Below are 16,737 nucleotides of genomic sequence, written 5' to 3'. Positions count from 1 at the left end.
GGAACGCAGGCCCACACACGCCCCGGAAAGAGATGCCCATGCCCACGCTGAATGAAATCCGTTCCACCTTTCTGAGCTTTTTCGAGCGTAACGATCACCGCGTTGTCGACAGTTCACCGCTTGTGCCGCGCAATGATCCGACGCTGATGTTTACCAATTCCGGCATGGTGCAGTTCAAGAACTGTTTTACCGGGGTGGAGCATCGCGATTATGTGCGGGCGACCACCAGCCAGAAATGCGTGCGCGCGGGCGGCAAGCATAACGATCTGGATAATGTGGGCTATACGGCGCGGCATCACACGTTTTTCGAGATGCTGGGCAATTTCAGTTTCGGCGATTATTTCAAGGAACAAGCGATCCCCTATGCTTGGGATCTTTTGACCAAGGATTTTGGGATCGACAAATCCAAGCTTTTGGTCACGGTCTATCACACTGATGATGAGGCAGCGAATATCTGGAAGAAATACGCAGGCCTCAGCGATGACCGGATCATCCGGATAAAGACGGATGATAATTTCTGGTCGATGGGATCGACGGGCCCCTGCGGTCCTTGCACCGAGATTTTCTATGATCATGGCGACAGCATCTGGGGCGGCCCTCCGGGCAGTGCCGAGGAGGATGGCGACCGGTTCATCGAGATCTGGAACCTTGTCTTTATGCAGAATGAGCGGTTCGAGGATGGCTCGATGCGCGCGCTTGACATGCAGTCGATTGACACAGGCATGGGCCTTGAGCGGATTGGCGCGCTATTGCAGGGCAAGCATGACAATTACGACACGGATTTGATGCGCAGCCTGATTGAGGCGAGCGCGCATGCGACGAGCCAGGATCCGGATGGTCCGGGGCGGGTGCATCACCGGGTGATCGCGGATCACTTGCGGTCGACGTCGTTTTTGATGGCCGATGGCGTGATGCCGTCCAACGAGGGGCGCGGCTATGTGCTGCGCCGGATCATGCGGCGGGCGATGCGGCATGCGCATATGCTGGGGGCGAAGGACCCGGTAATGCACCGTTTGGTGCCTGCCTTGGTGGCGCAGATGGGGCAGGCCTTTCCGGAACTGGGCCGCGCACAGGCGATGATCGAAGAGACACTGAAGCTGGAAGAAACGCGGTTCAAGCAGACGTTGGAGCGCGGCTTGCGGCTGCTGGATGACGAGTTGAGCGATCTGGCCGAGGGCGCGGCCCTGCCGGGGGCGACGGCGTTCAAGCTTTATGATACCTATGGTTTCCCGCTTGACCTGACGCAGGATGCGCTGCGTGAAAAAGGGCGTGACGTGGATACCGCCGGGTTTGACGCGGCAATGGCCGAGCAAAAGGCCAAGGCGCGCGCGGCTTGGGCGGGTACGGGCGAGGCGGCGGATCAAGCGGTCTGGTTCGATATTGCCGAGGAAAAAGGCACGACGGATTTTCTGGGGTATGACACGGAGCGGGCCGAGGGGCAGATCGTGGCCTTGGTGCGTGACGGGGGCCGGGTCAGCGCGGCAACCATGGGCGAGAGCGTTCAGATCGTGCTGAACCAGACGCCGTTTTATGCGGAATCGGGGGGTCAGGTGGGCGATAGCGGCCTGCTCAAGACCGAAACAGGCCAGGTGCGTGTGGCCGACACGAAGAAGGTGGCGGGCGTTTTCGTGCATATCGCCGTGGTCGAAACCGGCGAGATCAAGGCGGGGCAGGCGGCACAGTTGGAGGTGTCGCATACCCGCCGCAGCGCGATCCGGGCCAACCATTCGGCGACGCATCTCTTGCATGAGGCGCTGCGCGGCGCGCTTGGCGAGCATGTGGCACAGCGTGGCTCGCTGAATGCGGAGGACCGGCTGCGGTTCGATTTCAGCCATGCCAAGGCGCTGAGTGCTGCGGAGTTGGAGCGGGTCGAGCGCGAGGTTAATGACTATATCCGCCAGAACGCGCCGGTTGAGACGCGGATCATGGCCCCCGATGACGCGCGTGCGCTTGGCGCACAGGCGCTTTTTGGTGAAAAATACGGCGATGAGGTGCGCGTCGTGTCTATGGGGCAGGCCGAGGGATCGGGCAAGGGCGCTGATGGTCGGACCTATTCGATCGAGCTGTGTGGCGGCACGCATGTGCGGCGTACGGGGGATATCGGTGTTTTCGTGGCGCTTGCGGAGTCGGCGTCGAGTGCTGGCGTGCGCCGGATCGAGGCGCTGACCGGTGCGGCGGCGTTCGATTATCTGAGCGGGCAGGCGGCGCGTTTGGGACAGGTGGCCTCGGACCTGAAGGCGCGGCCCGAGGATGTGGCGGAGCGCGTCAAAGTGCTGATGGAGGAGCGCCGCGCATTGGCCAATGAGGTGGCGCAGCTGCGCCGCGAATTGGCGATGTCAGGCGGGGCCGGGCAGGGAGGCGGCGCTGAGGCGCGCGAGGTGGGCGGTGTCAAGCTCATCGCGCAGGTGCTAACGGGCGTGCAGGGCAAGGATCTGCCGCCGCTTATCGACGAGCATAAGGCGCGGCTTGGCTCTGGTGCGGTCTTGCTTATTGCCGATACCGGCGGCAAGGTGGCTGTAGCGGCGGGTGTGACCGAGGATCTGACCGACAGGATATCGGCGGTGGAGATGGTGCGCGCGGCGGTGGCCGAACTGGGCGGCAAGGGCGGCGGTGGCCGTGCGGATATGGCGCAGGGCGGCGGTACGAGCATGGACGGGGCGGAGGCCGCGATTGCGGCGGCCACCGGGGTTATCGAGGGGGTCATGACCTCCTAGGGAGGATGGATGAGCGCCTATATCATTGCCCGGATCACGGTTACGAATCCGCTGGATTATCAATCCTATGCCAGTCAAACCGTGGCGACAGCCGAAAAGTTCGGCGGGCGGTTTCTGGTCAAGGGGGGCGCGCAGCAGGTGCTGGAGGGCAATTGCCCCGACCGGCATGTGATCATCGAATTCCCCGACCGGGCAAGGGCACTGGAGTGGTATGGCTCTGACGCCTATCGCCGCATTTTGCCACTGGCGCTGAACAGCAGTGAGCGTGATATCGTCCTTGTGGACGGTATCTAACTGAAACTACAGGAGAGTTCTACAATGCCTGCCCTCTGGATTGCCCATGTGACCGTGACCGACACCGAGGCCTATGGCCGGTATGCCGCCCTTGCCGGGCCTGCGATTGCCAAGCATGGCGGCGTGTTTATCGCGCGCGGCGGGCGGTTCGTGCAGTTGGAGGGCAAGGAGCGGCCGCGCAATGTGGTGGCGCGGTTCCCGAGCGTTGAGGATGCCGAGGCGTGTTACCACAGTCCGGAGTATCAAGCGGCGCTTGATCATGCGCGCGGGGCCTCTGAGCGGGAGTTGGTGATCGTCGAGATCACTGAATAGGCTGGACCGGCTGCCGCGTGGCCCTAGCTTTTGCGTCAAAGCAGGAGTGGGCGATGCGGTTTTTACTGACATTTTGGATGATCGTGGCGGGCAGTTTGGCCGGGGCTGCGGATCTGTCTGCACTCAAGGCACCGGGGGTGGTGGCGTTGATGCGGCATGCTTTGGCACCGGGAACGGGTGATCCGGCAGCGTTTCGGCTCAGAGACTGCGCAACGCAACGCAATCTGGATGCGCGGGGGCGGGCGCAGGCGCAAGAGACCGGAGCAGCCTTGCGGGCGGCGGGGGTGACATTTGATCACGTCTGGTCCAGCCGCTGGTGCCGCGCGCTCGACACAGCGGCGTTGATGGAGATGGGCACGGTGGTGGAACAACCGCCGCTCGATTCCTTTTACGCGGGGCAGGGTGACCCCGAGGGGCAGACCAAGGCGACGTTGGAGATGATCGAAACATTGCCCGAGGCGGCGCGGGTGCTGATCGTGACCCATCAGGTCAATATCACGGCGCTGACCGGCCTTGGTGTCGGATCGGGCGAGATTATCGTGACGCGGCGGGGGGCCAAGGGGCTGATCCCCGTCGGGCGTTATATGATCGCGCCTTGAAACAAAGTCCCCGGCGCGGGGCCGGGGACAATCGTTTTAGTCTTTCTTGGACATGCGCTTGCGCTCATGCGGATCGAGATAGCGTTTGCGCAGACGGATCGACTGCGGTGTCACCTCGACCAATTCGTCATCGTCGATATAGGCGATGGCCTCTTCCAGGCTCATGGTGATGGGCGTGGTCAGGCGTACGGCCTCATCGGTGCCCGAGGCGCGCACGTTGGTCAGCTTTTTGCCTTTGAGGGGGTTCACCTCGAGATCGTTGTCGCGGCTGTGCTCGCCGATGATCATGCCGGTATAGACCTTGGCCTGTGCGCCAAGGAACATGCGGCCACGCTCTTCGAGGTTCCAGAGGGCGTAGGCAACCGCCTCGCCATTCTCCATCGAAATGAGAACGCCCGCGCGGCGACCGGGGATCGGGCCGCGATGGGGGGCCCAAGAGTTGAACACACGGTTGAGCACGCCTGTACCGCGCGTGTCGGTCAGGAATTCGCCATGATAGCCGATGAGGCCGCGCGACGGCACATGGGCGATGATGCGCGTCTTGCCGGCACCCGAGGGCTTCATCTCGACCAGATCGCCACGACGCGGGCCGGTGATTTTCTCGATCACGGCGCCGGTGTATTCGTCGTCCACGTCAATCGTTACTTCTTCGATCGGTTCCAGACGTTCGCCCTTGTCACCTTCGCGCATCAGAACCTGCGGGCGCGAAATGCTGAGTTCAAAGCCTTCGCGGCGCATATTCTCGATCAGAACGCCCATCTGCAATTCGCCGCGCCCGGCCACCTCAAAGGCGTCACCGCCGGGGGTGTCGGTGACTTTGATGGCGACGTTTGATTCGGCCTCTTTCATCAGGCGTTCGCGGATCACCCGGCTTTGGACTTTTTTGCCTTCGCGCCCGGCGAGGGGGCTGTCGTTGATGCCGAAGGTCACGGTGATGGTGGGCGGATCAATCGGCTGTGCTTCGATCGGCTCTTCGACGGCGAGGGCGCAGATCGTATCGGCCACAGTTGCCTTGGACATGCCCGCGAGGCTGACGATATCGCCGGCTGTCGCCTCGTCGATGTCTTGGCTGGAAAGGCCGCGGAACGCTTGAATGCGGGTCACGCGGAACTGTTCGATTTTCTGGCCGATGCGGCTCAGGGCTTGGACGGTCTGGCCCACCTTGAGGCGGCCTGATTCGACGCGGCCCGTCAGCAGACGACCAACGAAGGGGTCGGCACCAAGCGTGGTGGCCAACATGCGGAAATCTTCGTCGATATGGGCGAGTTGTTTCGGCGCGGGCACGTGGTTGACGATCAGGTCAAAGAGCGCCGAAAGATCCTTGCGCGGGCCTTCAAGATCGTGATCGGCCCAACCGGCGCGGCCCGAGGCATACATATGCGGGAAATCGAGCTGATCGTCATTGGCATCGAGCGAAGCGAAAAGATCGAAACATTCGTTGAGCGCGCGGTCAGGCTCTGCATCGGGTTTGTCGACCTTGTTGAGCACGACAATGGGGCGCAGCCCGAGGCGCAGTGCCTTGGAGGTTACGAATTTCGTTTGCGGCATCGGGCCTTCGGCGGCATCGACAAGCAAAACGACACCATCGACCATGGACAGGATCCGCTCTACCTCGCCACCGAAATCGGCGTGGCCGGGGGTGTCGACGATGTTGATGCGGGTCTTTTTATAAAGAACGCTGGTGGGTTTGGCGAAGATGGTGATGCCGCGCTCGCGTTCCAGATCATTGCTGTCCATGGCGCGTTCATCGACGGCCTGATTGGCGCGAAAGGCACCGGATTGTTTCAGCAATTGGTCGACGAGCGTGGTCTTGCCGTGGTCGACGTGGGCGATGATGGCGATATTGCGCAGATCCATGGGGTGTAGCTGTCCTGACATTGTTCGCCTGCGCCCTATACGCCGCGACGCGGAAAGACCAGAGGCAAAGCATCCCTCGGGCCGGATCATGCCGCGTGGTTGTGTCGCTTTGGGAACAGGAGGGTGACACGGGGCAAGGCCAGCATACTCGGACCAAGGCGCTGTGCCAAGGCACCGTTGCCCAGTTTGAGGCGGGCAAGGCGGGGGGATTGCGCGGTGTCGGCGGGGCCGGGGCGGGTGCCGGGGATCACAGATGTGCCGGTTCCTGCGCCCAATCAGAGCGCAGGAACCGGCGAGGGCGCGTTAAAGGCAGCGCATCAGAACGGGATTTCGTCATCCATATCGCGCGCGGGGCGCGACCCACCGCCGCTTGATGCGGGGGCCGGGGAAGAGCCGTAGTCGCCGCCATAATCGCCGCCGTAGCCCTGATCCTGACCGCCGCCATAGCTGCCGCCGCCGCCACCACTGGCCCCGCCTTCGCCACGCCCATCAAGCATGACGAGGGTTGCATCAAAGCCTTGCAGCACGATTTCGGTGCTGTACTTGTCCTGACCGGACTGATCCTGCCATTTGCGGGTTTGCAGCTTGCCCTCCAAATAAACCTTGGAGCCTTTGCGCAGATACTGCTCGGCCACGCGCACCAACCCTTCGGAGAAGATGGCGACGGTGTGCCATTCGGTGCGCTCGCGGCGTTCGCCGCTGTTGCGATCCTTCCACGTTTCGGAGGTGGCGATGCGCAGGTTGCACACCTTGCCGCCGTTCTGAAAGGTCCGGACCTCGGGGTCGCGGCCCAGATTGCCGATGAGAATTACCTTGTTAACAGAGCCGGACATCGCGCCCTCCTTGAATCATGCCATGGTTCGCGTCTGACGGTTACACCACCGCATCGGCGTGAAGGAAAGGTTAAAATTGTCGGTAAATACGACGAAAGCTGCTGATCCGGGGCCAAGGGGCAAAAGAAGTCTCGAATTTTCGAAATTATTGCATATAGTGCGGCCAAAGTGGTGGATGAGGGCAGGACAGTAATGCGGTGGATCGCAAGCGCGCTTGTGGCCTTTGGGCTGATTTTTCCGGGTGTGTCAGAGGCGGATGTTCTCTCGAGCAAGAGCCGGGTCAGCCTGTTCAAATCTCAGACCAAGGTTCTCGATAACCGCGCGCGCCAGCAATACAACAATTCTGTGCGGCTTCAGCCAGAGCGGGTCAAGACGCCGACGATGTGGGATGATCTGTCCCCGACGTTCCGGGGGGCCTATCGCGGGCCATATCTTGATTTGGCCAAGCAGGCGGCGCGGCGGTATCAGGTGCCTGAGGATTTGTTTTTGCGGTTGGTGCAGCAGGAATCCGGCTGGCGGGCGGATGCACGCTCGCACAAGGGGGCGATTGGGCTTGCGCAGCTGATGCCTGATACGGCGCGCATTCTAGGTGTCAATCCACATGATCCGCGTGAAAACTTAGAAGGTGGCGCACGCTATCTAGCGGAGCAGTACCGCACGTTTGGGTCGTGGCGCCTGGCGCTTGCGGCCTATAACGCGGGGCCGGGGGCGGTGTCGAAATACGGCGGGGTGCCACCGTTTAAAGAGACGCGCAATTACGTCAAGGTGATCTTGGGCAGCTGATCCTGTGCGCAGTCAGGCGGCAAAACCGATCCGGTAGAGGTGAATCTCGTTGGCGGGATGTTTTTCGGCATTCACCACTTGGCCGTTGTGATGGTTGAAAAGCGCGCGCCAATAGGGCTGAATGATCACGCCCTCGTCGCGCAGGATGGTCTGTAGCTGTTCCATCACCGTGCGGCGGCGGTCGGCATCGCTCAGGCGGTTGGCCTCATCGAGCAGGGCATCGAATTTCTCATCCGCAAAGCCGCTTTCGTTCCAGGCGGCGTTAGAGCGATAGGCAAGGCTGAGCACCTGCACATCAAGCGGACGGTGGTTCCACTGTGTTGCGGAAAACGGAAATTCGCGCCAATTGGACCAAAATTCCGGGCCGGGCAGGATGCGGCGGCGCACGGTAAGGCCAGCGTCACGCAATTGCGCTGCGACCGCGTCGCCGGTGTTGCGCTGCCATTCGTCATCGACGGTGACAAGCTCGTGCTCAAAGCCCAAAAGCCCTGCCGCCTCGATGGTCGCGCGGGCCTGCGCGGGGTCATAGGGGGCTGGGCCGATATCGGCATAGGCGGGATGAATCGGGCTGACATGGTGATTGGCCGCTACCGTGCCGCGCCCGCCATAGCCCAGTTCAAGACAAATTTCGTTATCGACAGCGAGCGCCATGGCGCGGCGAATGTCGCGGTTGAGATAGGGGTTGGTGCCAACCATGCGCGCAGATTGTGAGGCGCGGATCACGGTTGTGGCGGCGGTTTCGGTGCGGGTGCTGGCCCAGCCAATCCCGTCCATCGCATCAATGAAATCGCCGACTGTTTCATAGAGAAGGTCAATCTCTCCGCGTTCCGCAGCGCCAAGCCAAGCCGAAGGGTTAAGGCCAAGGTCCACGAACTCTACCCGGTCAAGATAGGGCCCGCCAAACACTTCGGTGCCCCACCAGCGATGCTCGGGATGGCGTTCGAGAATGCACCGTTCGCCGGGAATAAGGCTGACGGGGCGGAACGGGCCGGTGCCGATGCCATTGAGGAACGGATCACCGCCGTCATAGCTTTCGTGCACAAGGGCGGCGGGATAATCGGCCATATTGGCGATGACCGAGATATCAGGTTGCGAGAGGCTGAGCACAAGGGTCAGATCATCAAGCACGGTGATGGCATCCTTGCGCGCCTGACCGGTATCGGGGTCGATCAGCCCTGCAAAGCGGCCAGCCATTGAATTGCGCTCGGCCGTGGTGTCGCACCAGCGGGCGATATTTCGGGCAACATCCCGCGCTGTAAAGGGATCGCCGTTGTTCCATGTCACATTGGCGCGCAGGTGCAGCAAATAGCGGGTGGCGTCCTCATTCACCTGCCAATTGTCGAGCAGCATGCCGGTAAAGGTGCCGTCGCTTTGGTATTCGACAAGATATTCCAGAAACCCGCGCGTTTGGTTGCCCAGTTCGCTCCAGTCATAGCTGCGCGGATCGCTCAGGGGCTTTACATTCTGCTGGATACGCAGGGTGCCGCCCTGAGCGATGGCGGGCTTTGCGTGCAAAGGTTGGCTGAGACCACCCAGCGCATAGGCTGCACCGGCGCTAAGACCCAAGGCCGTGGCGCGCGTCAGGAATTCGCGCCGCTGCATCCTGCCTGCGCGCAGGGCCTGCGCATCGCAAAGGGTGGCGGAGTGCGGAACGGGGGGGATTTGGCGCGGCATCAGGGGCTTTCGGTCTATGCGAGGCAGTCTGTTCTGCTTCATTAGATAATGCGCGTGCTCAAAGCGCAACCCGCTGCACGATATCGTGCACGCTCAGTGTGCTGCAGCCATTGGTTTGCGCGTGGTCGCGGCCTGACGCAGCGCCGATGGGCTAACGCCCGTGTGTTGCAGGATGAAGCGCGAGAAATAGGCGGCGCTGCCAAAGCCCAAGCTGGCAGCAATCTGGCCAATGGGCAGCTCGCCCGCTTCGAGCATGTCGCGGGCGGCGTGCAGGCTGCGTTCTGTCAGCAGGTCAGCGGCGGTCAGGCCTGAGGCCTGTTTGCACACGCGCGTCAGATGGGTTGGCGTGACGCCCAGCGCGCGCGCATAGACCGCCATGGCACGCCCGCTGGTGAAATCGCGGGCCACAAGGGCCGCATAGGCCTGCATGAGCCGGGTGCTGGAATTGGGCCGCTCTTGCGGTCCTTGGGCAATCATGGCGCGACGCAGCCAGACGGTCAGCATCCGCGCCTGTGCGTTAAGCGCCTCGTCCATGAACTCGCGGCGGGCGGATTGCTCGCGCTGCATCGCCTCGAGAATGGCGGTGAGTTCATTTTGGCTGGTAACATCGCGGATGCGCAGATGTTGCGCGTGATCCGGCATCAAGATGGGGCCGCCCGCAGGCAGGATGCAGACCAGACCAAAGCCGGTCTTGCCCAGATCGAGGGAAAACATCGACCCTGCGGGAATGGCCAGCGCATTATGCACGCCGATACCGCGCCGCACCCCATCGACAATGGCGATTCCCTGCCCACGGGTGATCCAGATGAGCGCGTGATCGGGGCATGTGTGCTGCAGCGTGAGGTGCCAATCGGTGCCCCGCGCCCATTGCGCCACGGTCTTGATCTCGGCATGTGGCATTCTGCGTGACCTCAAAAGTCGGGTTTTGGCAAGTATTGCACGTCAAATATGGCAAGTCAGGGGACAAAGTCTGAAAAATCTAAATAATGGGCCTGTTTCGGCGGTGCTATGCCCAAAGCCTGAGCAGGCTTGTGATTGACGGGTGACAGCATCTGTGTATAAAATGAACAAGTGTTCAATAAATCCGTTTCGAGGGAGGAAGCGCGATGTTCAATGCGGTCATGCAGTTTGATCTGGGCGAGGATGTGAACGCCCTGCGTGAGATGGTGCATCGCTGGGCGCAGGAGCGGGTCAAGCCGATGGCGGCTGAGGTGGACCGCAGCAACGCCTTTCCCAATGCGCTCTGGCAAGAGATGGGGGATCTGGGCCTTCTTGGGATCACCGTGCCCGAGGAATACGGCGGGGCTGGGATGAGCTATCTTGCGCATGTGATCGCGGTTGAGGAAATCGCGCGGGCCTCTGCCTCTGTTTCGCTGAGCTATGGCGCGCATTCCAACCTCTGTGTGAACCAGATCAAGCTGAACGGCACAGAAGCGCAGAAGCGGAAATATCTGCCCGGTCTGGTAAGTGGTGCGCATGTGGGCGCGCTGGCCATGTCGGAGGCGGGTGCGGGCAGCGACGTGGTGAGCATGAAGCTGCGCGCCGAAAAGCGCAATGATCGCTATGTTCTGAATGGCACGAAATACTGGATCACCAATGGGCCGGATGCCGATACCCTGGTGGTCTATGCCAAGACTGATCCAGAGGCGGGCAGCAAGGGGATTACCGCCTTTCTGATTGAGAAGACGATGACCGGGTTCAGCACATCGCCGCATTTCGACAAGCTGGGGATGCGGGGCAGCAATACGGCCGAGTTGATCTTTGACGATGTGGAGGTGCCGTTCGAGAATGTGCTGGGCGAAGAGGGGCGCGGCGTGCGCGTGCTCATGTCGGGCCTTGATTATGAGCGGGTCGTCTTGGCGGGGATCGGGACGGGCATCATGGCGGCCTGTCTGGACGAGATCATGCCCTATCTGGCGGAGCGCAAGCAGTTTGGCCAGCCGATCGGGAATTTTCAGCTCATGCAGGGCAAGATTGCGGATATGTACACGGCGATGAATTCGGCGCGCGCCTATGTCTATGAGGTGGCCAAGGCCTGTGACCGGGGCGATGTGACCCGGCAGGATGCGGCGGCCTGTTGTCTTTATGCCAGTGAGCAGGCGATGGTGCAGGCGCATCAGGCGGTTCAGGCGATGGGCGGGGCGGGGTTTTTGGCCGATGCGCCGGTGGCGCGCCTGTTCCGGGATGCCAAGCTGATGGAGATCGGGGCGGGCACGTCGGAGATCCGGCGCATGTTGGTGGGCCGCGAGTTGATGGGAGCGATGGCATGAGAGCGATCATCTTCGCCGCATTGATGCTGCCGGTTCCTGCCATGGCGCAGGACCTTATTTTTGATATCGCGCCGGTGGCGGCCTGTTTGCAATCGGGTGGTGGCGAGGAGTGCGTAGGCATCGCCGCAGAGGCTTGTATCAACGCTACTCCCGGCGGCTATTCCACTGTGGGCATGGGCGCCTGCACGGAGTACGAGCGGGCCGCTTGGGATGGCTGGCTGAATGAGTTGTATCAGGCGCTGTCCACGAAATTTGAGGCGCAGGATGCCGAAGCCCCACCCTATGCCCCAAAGCAGGCCGAGGCCTTGCGCGAGATGCAGCGGGCGTGGATCGGGTTTCGCGATGCGAAATGCAGCTATGTCGCGTCGCAATGGGGGGGCGGCACGGGGGCGGGACCGGCCTCGGTCAGTTGTCATCTACATGAGACCGCGCGCCAGATGCTCTATCTGCAATCGAGCCAATTGGGGGAATGATCCCATGCCGCGCCGTCTGTTCTTTGTGCCGGTGCTGGCGCTGATTGCGGCGGTGGCTGGCATCGGGCTTTTGCTCGGGGGGCGGGCGGTGTTGACGACCGAGACCGCGGTGATCGAGCGGGTCGCAGCCCGGTATCTGGAAGAGGCGGGGCAAGGGGCGTTGCGCAGCGATTGCGCGGCGCGCCCGGCAACCAGCGCCGATCTGTGGTTGGTGGTGGTGTGCGGTCGCTATGAATATTTCGTCGATGCCTATGGGCGGGTGGCGCATGTGAATGTGGCGGAGGTCACATCATGAGCGGGATGCGCCCTTTGCTGCGGTCTGCGCCCTATGCGCAGCTTTGTGATGGGTTTCGGTGGAGCATCCCGACGCGTCTGAACATGGCGGCGCAGGTCTGTGACAGTTGGGCCGAGGCAGAGCCTGCGCGTGTGGCGATCATTGATCTGTCGGGCGAGGGGCCGCGTGATGTGACGTATGGCGCGCTGCGCATCATGGCGGATGGGCTGGCGCATATTTTGGTGGCGCGCGGAGTGCAGCGCGGCGACCGGGTGGGCGTGCTGCGCAGTCAAGGCGGGTGGTGTGCGGCGGCGCATATTGCGATCTGGAAGATTGGCGCGATTTCGATCCCGCTCTTCAAGCTCTTCAAGGAGGATGCGCTGGTCAGCCGGGTGGGCGATGCGGGGGCAAAGGTGGTTGTGACCGATGTCGAAGGTGCCGCGATGCTGCGCGCCTTGCCGGGGGTAACACCGCTTATACCAGAGCATGAGGCACTGCCTGAGGGACGATTCGCAACCGTGGACACGGGGGCCGAAGAGCCCGCCGTGCTGATCTATACCAGCGGCACCACGGGCAGCCCCAAGGGTGCGCTGCATGCGCACCGCGTGCTGACCGGGCATTTGCCCGGCGTCGAGATGAGCCATGATTTTCTGGGTCAACCCGGCGATTGTCTTTGGACGCCTGCGGATTGGGCGTGGATCGGCGGGCTGTTTGATGTGCTGATGCCGGGCTTGGCGATTGGCGTGCCGGTGGTGGCGGCGCGGATGGCCAAGTTCTCGCCTGAAGACTGCGCGAGCATCATATCGCAAGGCTCTGTTAAAAATGTGTTTTTTCCGCCCACTGCGCTGCGGATGCTCAGGGCTGCCGAGGCGCGCATCGCGGGCCTGCGCAGTGTTGCCAGCGGCGGCGAGCCGCTCGGGGCAGAAATGCTGGAGTGGGGGCGCCGCGCCTTTGGCGTGACCATCAACGAATTTTACGGCCAGACCGAATGCAATATGGTGGGCACGTCTTGTGCGGCGCTCTATCCGGCAGTGCCGGGCAGTCTGGGGCGCGCGGTGCCGGGGCATGATGTGGCGGTGATTGATGCCAACGGCTGCGTCACAGAGGGCGAGGGCGAGATTGCGGTGCGGCGTGGTTCCGCCTCGATGATGCTGGAGTATTGGCAAAGACCGCGTGAGACAGCAGAGAAATTCCGTGGGGATTGGTTGCTGACCGGCGACCGAGGGGTGATCGAGGGCGGGCATATCCGCTTTGTGGGCCGCGAGGACGATGTGATCACGAGTGCGGGCTATCGGATCGGACCTGCGGAGATCGAAGATTGCCTGCTGACCCATCCGGCTGTGGCGACCGTGGGCGTGGTTGGCAAGCCCTGTGCCCTGCGCACCGAAATTGTCAAAGCCTATGTGGTCTTGAAACCCGGTCACGCACCGTCCGAGGCGCTGACGCGGGCGCTACAGGATCACGTCAAAGGGCGGTTGGCGGGCTATTCCTATCCGCGCGAGATTGCCTTTCTCGCCGCGCTGCCCATGACCGTGACCGGCAAGGTCATCCGCAAGGACCTGAAGGCGCGGGCCGTGGCGGAGGGGCAGACGTGATGCGCGTTGACCATGAAAAAAGGGCTGGCGTATGTGCCAGCCCTCAGTGTCCGATCCAATTTGGGAGGGGATCAGAATTTCATCACATAGGCGACGTTGAAGACCCACGGGTCGATCTTGACCTTGCCGATCTGCGCGCCGCCAACTTTGACGTCGGTTTCGATGTCGATGTAGCGCACATCAAGACGCACAGCGGATTTCTCGCTGATGGCGTAATCGGCACCTGCGTGCAGCGCGAGACCCCAAGAGTCGTCGAGGTCAAGCGAGACACCCGCCAGCGGACCTTTGCCTTTTTCATCGAAGAAGTAGGTGTAGTTGACGCCGACGCCGACGAAGGGGGTGAAGGCGCTGGAATTGGTGAAGTGGTATTGCAGCGAGAGGGTCGGCGGCAGGTGCTTGACCTCGCCAACCTGACCGGCACCGGCGAGGTCGACGTCATGCTCGAAGGGCAGCGAGGCCAAAAGCTCGATGCCAACATTCTTGGCAATGAAGTATTCCACCGTGATCGTCGGGCTGAGCGCGCCATCGGCGCTCACGCGGCCCACGGCAGTTGTCGTGGCGCTATCGGGTTCGATCCAGCCAAGACCGAGGCCGAGCAGGAAGTCGCCCTTTTCCTGGGCGAAGGCCGGAACTGCCGCAGAGGCAAGCAGAGCCGAAAGGGTGAGGGCGGTAAAATGTTTCATGGTCTGTCCACTCTTGTTCTTACAAGGGGCGGTATGCGCGCATTCGACTCGGAAAACTTTGATATGGGTCAAGTAGGCCCTTGGCCGCGAGGGCGCGGTATATTTGCAACAATCGTGCCAAGGCAGGGAGAGGCTCTATGCGTTTGACATCATCGGTTCTGACGGGGTCTGAGGCGTTCAAGGCCAATCGGGCCGGGCATCTGGAGGCGTTGCGCGTGGTGCGCGAGGCTGCCGAGTGGGCGGCGGCGGGGGGCGGTGCGCAGGCCCGCGAGCGGCATTTGTCACGCGGCAAGATGCTGCCCCGCGACCGGGTGGCGGGATTGCTTGATCCCGGCAGCCCGTTTCTAGAGGTGGGGGCCACGGCGGCGCATGGGCTTTATGAGGGCGCGGCACCCTGTGCGGGCGTGATTGCCGGCGTCGGGCGGGTCATGGGGCGCGAGGTGATGGTGGTGTGCAATGACGCCACTGTGAAGGGCGGCACCTATTATCCCATGACGGTCAAGAAGCACCTGCGCGCGCAGGAGATCGCCGAGGAATGCCATCTACCTTGCGTCTATCTGGTGGATAGTGGCGGTGCCAACCTGCCCAATCAGGATGAGGTTTTCCCGGACCGCGACCATTTCGGGCGGATTTTCTACAATCAGGCGCGGATGAGTGCCAAGGGGATCGCACAAATCGCGGTGGTGATGGGCAGTTGCACCGCCGGTGGTGCCTATGTGCCTGCGATGTCGGATGTCACCATCATCGTGCGCGATCAGGGCACGATCTTTTTGGCTGGACCGCCTTTGGTCAAGGCGGCAACCGGCGAGGTTGTCACCGCCGAGGATCTGGGCGGCGGTGATGTGCATACGCGCCTTTCGGGGGTGGCGGATTATCTGGCCGAGGATGATGGGCATGCGTTGGCATTGGCGCGGCAGGCGGTTGGATCGTTGGGCAAAGCGAATGCGCCGACCCTGCGTTGGGAGGCATCCGAAGAACCGGCCTATGACCCCGAGGACTTGCTGGGCGTCGTGCCTGCTGATCTGCGCACACCCTATGACATCCGCGAGGTGATCGCGCGCGTCGTCGATGGCTCGCGTCTGGATGAGTTCAAGGCGCGGTTCGGCGAGACGCTGGTCACGGGCTTTGCCCATATCAAGGGTTGTCCAGTGGGGATCATAGCCAATAATGGCGTCTTGTTCTCAGAGGCTGCCCAAAAGGGTGCGCATTTCGTAGAATTGTGCAGCCAGCGGCGTATACCCCTGATCTTTTTGCAAAATATCACCGGTTTCATGGTGGGACGCAAATATGAGAACGAGGGCATTGCGCGTCACGGGGCCAAGATGGTGACGGCTGTGGCGACGACCTCTGTGCCCAAGATCACCATGGTGGTGGGCGGCAGTTTTGGCGCGGGCAATTACGGCATGGCGGGGCGCGCCTATCAGCCACGCTTCATGTGGTCTTGGCCGAATTCCCGCATTTCGGTGATGGGCGGCGAGCAGGCGGCGGGGGTGCTGGCCACGGTCAAGCGGGACGCCATCGAGCGCAAGGGGGGCACGTGGTCGGCCGAGGACGAGGCCGAGTTCAAGCGCCCCACGGTCGAGATGTTCGAGCGGCAGGCGCATCCGCTTTATGCGTCGGCGCGGCTTTGGGATGATGGGATCGTGGACCCACGCAAAAGCCGCGATGTGCTGGCGCTGTCCTTGCGCGCGGCGCTCAACGCCCCGGTGGAAGAAACGCGCTTTGGCGTGTTTCGGATGTGAGGGGGCGTATGCGAAAAGGCAAGATCACCCGCCTTTACAAGGGCCCGCGCCGAGATCCAAAATGGGACGTTGGAACGCCGCCGAACCCGCGCGACCGCTCGCCGTTGCGCCCTGCGCGGTGTAGGTTGCGCGATCGGCTGCTTGATCCCGCGCTTTACAGGCGCGGTGTGATGGTGGCTGCAGCGGTCGCCTTGGTCATCCTGCCGCTTGGGGCGGATGCTGTTGCGACGGTGCGGATCGGTTTGATCGGGCTCACCGGGGCGCAGAGCACTGGGTGTCGTCTGGTGAGTGTGACCGATGGAGACACACTGCGCCTCTATTGCCCAAACAGAGGGTTGATCCAAGCGCGCTTGACCGGGCTCGACACGCCTGAGTTCTTTTCGCCAAAATGTGCGGCCGAGTTCAAGAACGCGCTTCGGGCGAAATGGGCGTTGCGATGGATGCTGATGACATCCAGAGATTTGAAATTTGTCCGCGAAGGGACCGATCATTATGGTCGCGCCTTGGTTTTTGCTTCGGCGGACGGGGTGCCAGTGGCACGCGCCATGATCTCGCGCGGATTGGCGCGACCCTATGATGGCGAGGCGCGGCTGGGATGGTGCTGAGAGGGATCAAAATGAGGCAAGCCGTGGAA

The 16,737-nt window shown here is 62.1% G+C and carries 17 protein-coding genes; 11 read left to right on the top strand and 6 right to left on the bottom strand.

Going from position 1 to position 16,737, the window contains the following annotated elements:
* Positions 1 to 38: 38 nt before the first annotated feature.
* Genes alaS through GC127_RS20490 form a run of 4 tightly spaced genes read left to right on the top strand, consistent with a single transcriptional unit; the run spans position 39 to position 3,919 of the window.
* The gene (gene alaS, locus GC127_RS20505) at positions 39 to 2,714 is read left to right on the top strand and encodes an alanine--tRNA ligase (protein WP_151979443.1); all 2,676 of its coding nucleotides are present in this window, start codon (positions 39 to 41) and stop codon (positions 2,712 to 2,714) included.
* A gap of 9 nt (positions 2,715 to 2,723) precedes the next feature.
* Entirely contained in the window at positions 2,724 to 3,008 is a 285-nt protein-coding gene (locus GC127_RS20500) for a DUF1330 domain-containing protein (protein WP_008281023.1), read from the top strand.
* Positions 3,009 to 3,032: 24 nt separating this feature from the next.
* A complete protein-coding gene (locus GC127_RS20495) occupies positions 3,033 to 3,320 on the top strand; it encodes a DUF1330 domain-containing protein (protein ID WP_081506190.1) in 288 nt (95 codons plus the stop codon).
* A gap of 53 nt (positions 3,321 to 3,373) precedes the next feature.
* Positions 3,374 to 3,919, top strand: a complete 546-nt coding sequence (locus GC127_RS20490) for a histidine phosphatase family protein (protein ID WP_151979442.1) — start codon at positions 3,374 to 3,376, stop codon at positions 3,917 to 3,919.
* A gap of 36 nt (positions 3,920 to 3,955) precedes the next feature.
* Here GC127_RS20490 and typA read toward each other — a convergent pair whose 3' ends face one another.
* The 3 genes from typA to GC127_RS20480 all read right to left on the bottom strand — a co-directional run bounded on the left by typA (position 3,956) and on the right by GC127_RS20480 (position 6,609).
* On the bottom strand, positions 3,956 to 5,776 hold the full coding sequence (gene typA, locus GC127_RS20485; RefSeq protein ID WP_008281019.1) for a translational GTPase TypA: 1,821 nt from the start codon (positions 5,774 to 5,776) through the stop codon (positions 3,956 to 3,958).
* Between the two features lie 86 nt (positions 5,777 to 5,862).
* Complete coding sequence (locus GC127_RS22920) at positions 5,863 to 6,027, bottom strand: hypothetical protein (protein ID WP_199861956.1); 165 nt, start codon at positions 6,025 to 6,027, stop codon at positions 5,863 to 5,865.
* A 66-nt stretch (positions 6,028 to 6,093) separates the two neighbouring features.
* A complete protein-coding gene (locus GC127_RS20480; protein ID WP_151979441.1) occupies positions 6,094 to 6,609 on the bottom strand; it encodes a single-stranded DNA-binding protein in 516 nt (171 codons plus the stop codon).
* 192 nt (positions 6,610 to 6,801) lie between these two features.
* On the opposite strand from GC127_RS20480, the gene GC127_RS20475 reads away from it, so the two are divergent.
* Entirely contained in the window at positions 6,802 to 7,392 is a 591-nt protein-coding gene (locus tag GC127_RS20475; protein WP_151979440.1) for a lytic transglycosylase domain-containing protein, read from the top strand.
* A 12-nt stretch (positions 7,393 to 7,404) separates the two neighbouring features.
* On the opposite strand, the gene GC127_RS20470 is transcribed toward GC127_RS20475, so the two are convergent.
* Positions 7,405 to 9,066, bottom strand: coding sequence for an ABC transporter substrate-binding protein (locus GC127_RS20470; protein WP_037297647.1), 1,662 nt, complete (start codon positions 9,064 to 9,066; stop codon positions 7,405 to 7,407).
* Between the two features lie 93 nt (positions 9,067 to 9,159).
* Positions 9,160 to 9,966 (bottom strand): AraC family transcriptional regulator, encoded by an 807-nt coding sequence (locus tag GC127_RS20465; RefSeq protein ID WP_151979439.1) that lies wholly within the window; start codon positions 9,964 to 9,966, stop codon positions 9,160 to 9,162.
* Between the two features lie 206 nt (positions 9,967 to 10,172).
* Between GC127_RS20465 and GC127_RS20460 the strand changes: the two genes are divergently transcribed.
* The 4 genes from GC127_RS20460 to GC127_RS20445 are packed head-to-tail and all read left to right on the top strand — an operon-like array spanning position 10,173 to position 13,678.
* Complete coding sequence (locus GC127_RS20460) at positions 10,173 to 11,336, top strand: isovaleryl-CoA dehydrogenase (protein ID WP_008281014.1); 1,164 nt, start codon at positions 10,173 to 10,175, stop codon at positions 11,334 to 11,336.
* On the top strand, positions 11,333 to 11,809 hold the full coding sequence (locus GC127_RS20455; protein ID WP_151979438.1) for a lysozyme inhibitor LprI family protein: 477 nt from the start codon (positions 11,333 to 11,335) through the stop codon (positions 11,807 to 11,809). The genes GC127_RS20460 and GC127_RS20455 overlap by 4 nt, the downstream gene beginning before the upstream one ends.
* Before the next feature lie 4 nt (positions 11,810 to 11,813).
* Positions 11,814 to 12,104 (top strand): hypothetical protein, encoded by a 291-nt coding sequence (locus tag GC127_RS20450; RefSeq protein ID WP_008281012.1) that lies wholly within the window; start codon positions 11,814 to 11,816, stop codon positions 12,102 to 12,104.
* 5 nt (positions 12,105 to 12,109) lie between these two features.
* Entirely contained in the window at positions 12,110 to 13,678 is a 1,569-nt protein-coding gene (locus GC127_RS20445; RefSeq protein ID WP_151979894.1) for an AMP-binding protein, read from the top strand.
* Between the two features lie 71 nt (positions 13,679 to 13,749).
* On the opposite strand, the gene GC127_RS20440 is transcribed toward GC127_RS20445, so the two are convergent.
* Positions 13,750 to 14,361, bottom strand: coding sequence for an OmpW family protein (locus tag GC127_RS20440; protein WP_008281010.1), 612 nt, complete (start codon positions 14,359 to 14,361; stop codon positions 13,750 to 13,752).
* Between the two features lie 137 nt (positions 14,362 to 14,498).
* On the opposite strand from GC127_RS20440, the gene GC127_RS20435 reads away from it, so the two are divergent.
* Both GC127_RS20435 and GC127_RS20430 read left to right on the top strand, forming a co-directional pair.
* Complete coding sequence (locus GC127_RS20435; protein WP_151979437.1) at positions 14,499 to 16,103, top strand: carboxyl transferase domain-containing protein; 1,605 nt, start codon at positions 14,499 to 14,501, stop codon at positions 16,101 to 16,103.
* A gap of 8 nt (positions 16,104 to 16,111) precedes the next feature.
* Positions 16,112 to 16,708: a thermonuclease family protein gene (locus GC127_RS20430; RefSeq protein WP_151979436.1), complete on the top strand. Its 597-nt coding sequence runs from the start codon at positions 16,112 to 16,114 to the stop codon at positions 16,706 to 16,708.
* Positions 16,709 to 16,737 lie beyond the last annotated feature (29 nt).

The organism is Roseovarius sp. EC-HK134, assembly GCF_902498815.1.
Classification (GTDB): Bacteria; Pseudomonadota; Alphaproteobacteria; order Rhodobacterales; family Rhodobacteraceae; genus Roseovarius; species Roseovarius mucosus_A.
The sequence above is the reverse complement of the archived record's forward strand: the minus strand, read 5'-3'. Positions and strand labels throughout refer to the sequence as shown.

Coding starts and splice junctions, on each gene's coding strand:
- alaS (WP_151979443.1), top strand. CDS start 39: ATGCCCACGCTGAATGAAATCCGTTCCACCTTTCTGAGCTTTTTCGAG.
- GC127_RS20500 (WP_008281023.1), top strand. CDS start 2,724: ATGAGCGCCTATATCATTGCCCGGATCACGGTTACGAATCCGCTGGAT.
- GC127_RS20495 (WP_081506190.1), top strand. CDS start 3,033: ATGCCTGCCCTCTGGATTGCCCATGTGACCGTGACCGACACCGAGGCC.
- GC127_RS20490 (WP_151979442.1), top strand. CDS start 3,374: ATGCGGTTTTTACTGACATTTTGGATGATCGTGGCGGGCAGTTTGGCC.
- typA (WP_008281019.1), bottom strand. CDS start 5,776: ATGGATCTGCGCAATATCGCCATCATCGCCCACGTCGACCACGGCAAG.
- GC127_RS20480 (WP_151979441.1), bottom strand. CDS start 6,609: ATGTCCGGCTCTGTTAACAAGGTAATTCTCATCGGCAATCTGGGCCGC.
- GC127_RS20475 (WP_151979440.1), top strand. CDS start 6,802: ATGCGGTGGATCGCAAGCGCGCTTGTGGCCTTTGGGCTGATTTTTCCG.
- GC127_RS20470 (WP_037297647.1), bottom strand. CDS start 9,066: ATGCCGCGCCAAATCCCCCCCGTTCCGCACTCCGCCACCCTTTGCGAT.
- GC127_RS20465 (WP_151979439.1), bottom strand. CDS start 9,966: ATGCCACATGCCGAGATCAAGACCGTGGCGCAATGGGCGCGGGGCACC.
- GC127_RS20460 (WP_008281014.1), top strand. CDS start 10,173: ATGTTCAATGCGGTCATGCAGTTTGATCTGGGCGAGGATGTGAACGCC.
- GC127_RS20455 (WP_151979438.1), top strand. CDS start 11,333: ATGAGAGCGATCATCTTCGCCGCATTGATGCTGCCGGTTCCTGCCATG.
- GC127_RS20450 (WP_008281012.1), top strand. CDS start 11,814: ATGCCGCGCCGTCTGTTCTTTGTGCCGGTGCTGGCGCTGATTGCGGCG.
- GC127_RS20445 (WP_151979894.1), top strand. CDS start 12,110: ATGCGCCCTTTGCTGCGGTCTGCGCCCTATGCGCAGCTTTGTGATGGG.
- GC127_RS20440 (WP_008281010.1), bottom strand. CDS start 14,361: ATGAAACATTTTACCGCCCTCACCCTTTCGGCTCTGCTTGCCTCTGCG.
- GC127_RS20435 (WP_151979437.1), top strand. CDS start 14,499: ATGCGTTTGACATCATCGGTTCTGACGGGGTCTGAGGCGTTCAAGGCC.
- GC127_RS20430 (WP_151979436.1), top strand. CDS start 16,112: ATGCGAAAAGGCAAGATCACCCGCCTTTACAAGGGCCCGCGCCGAGAT.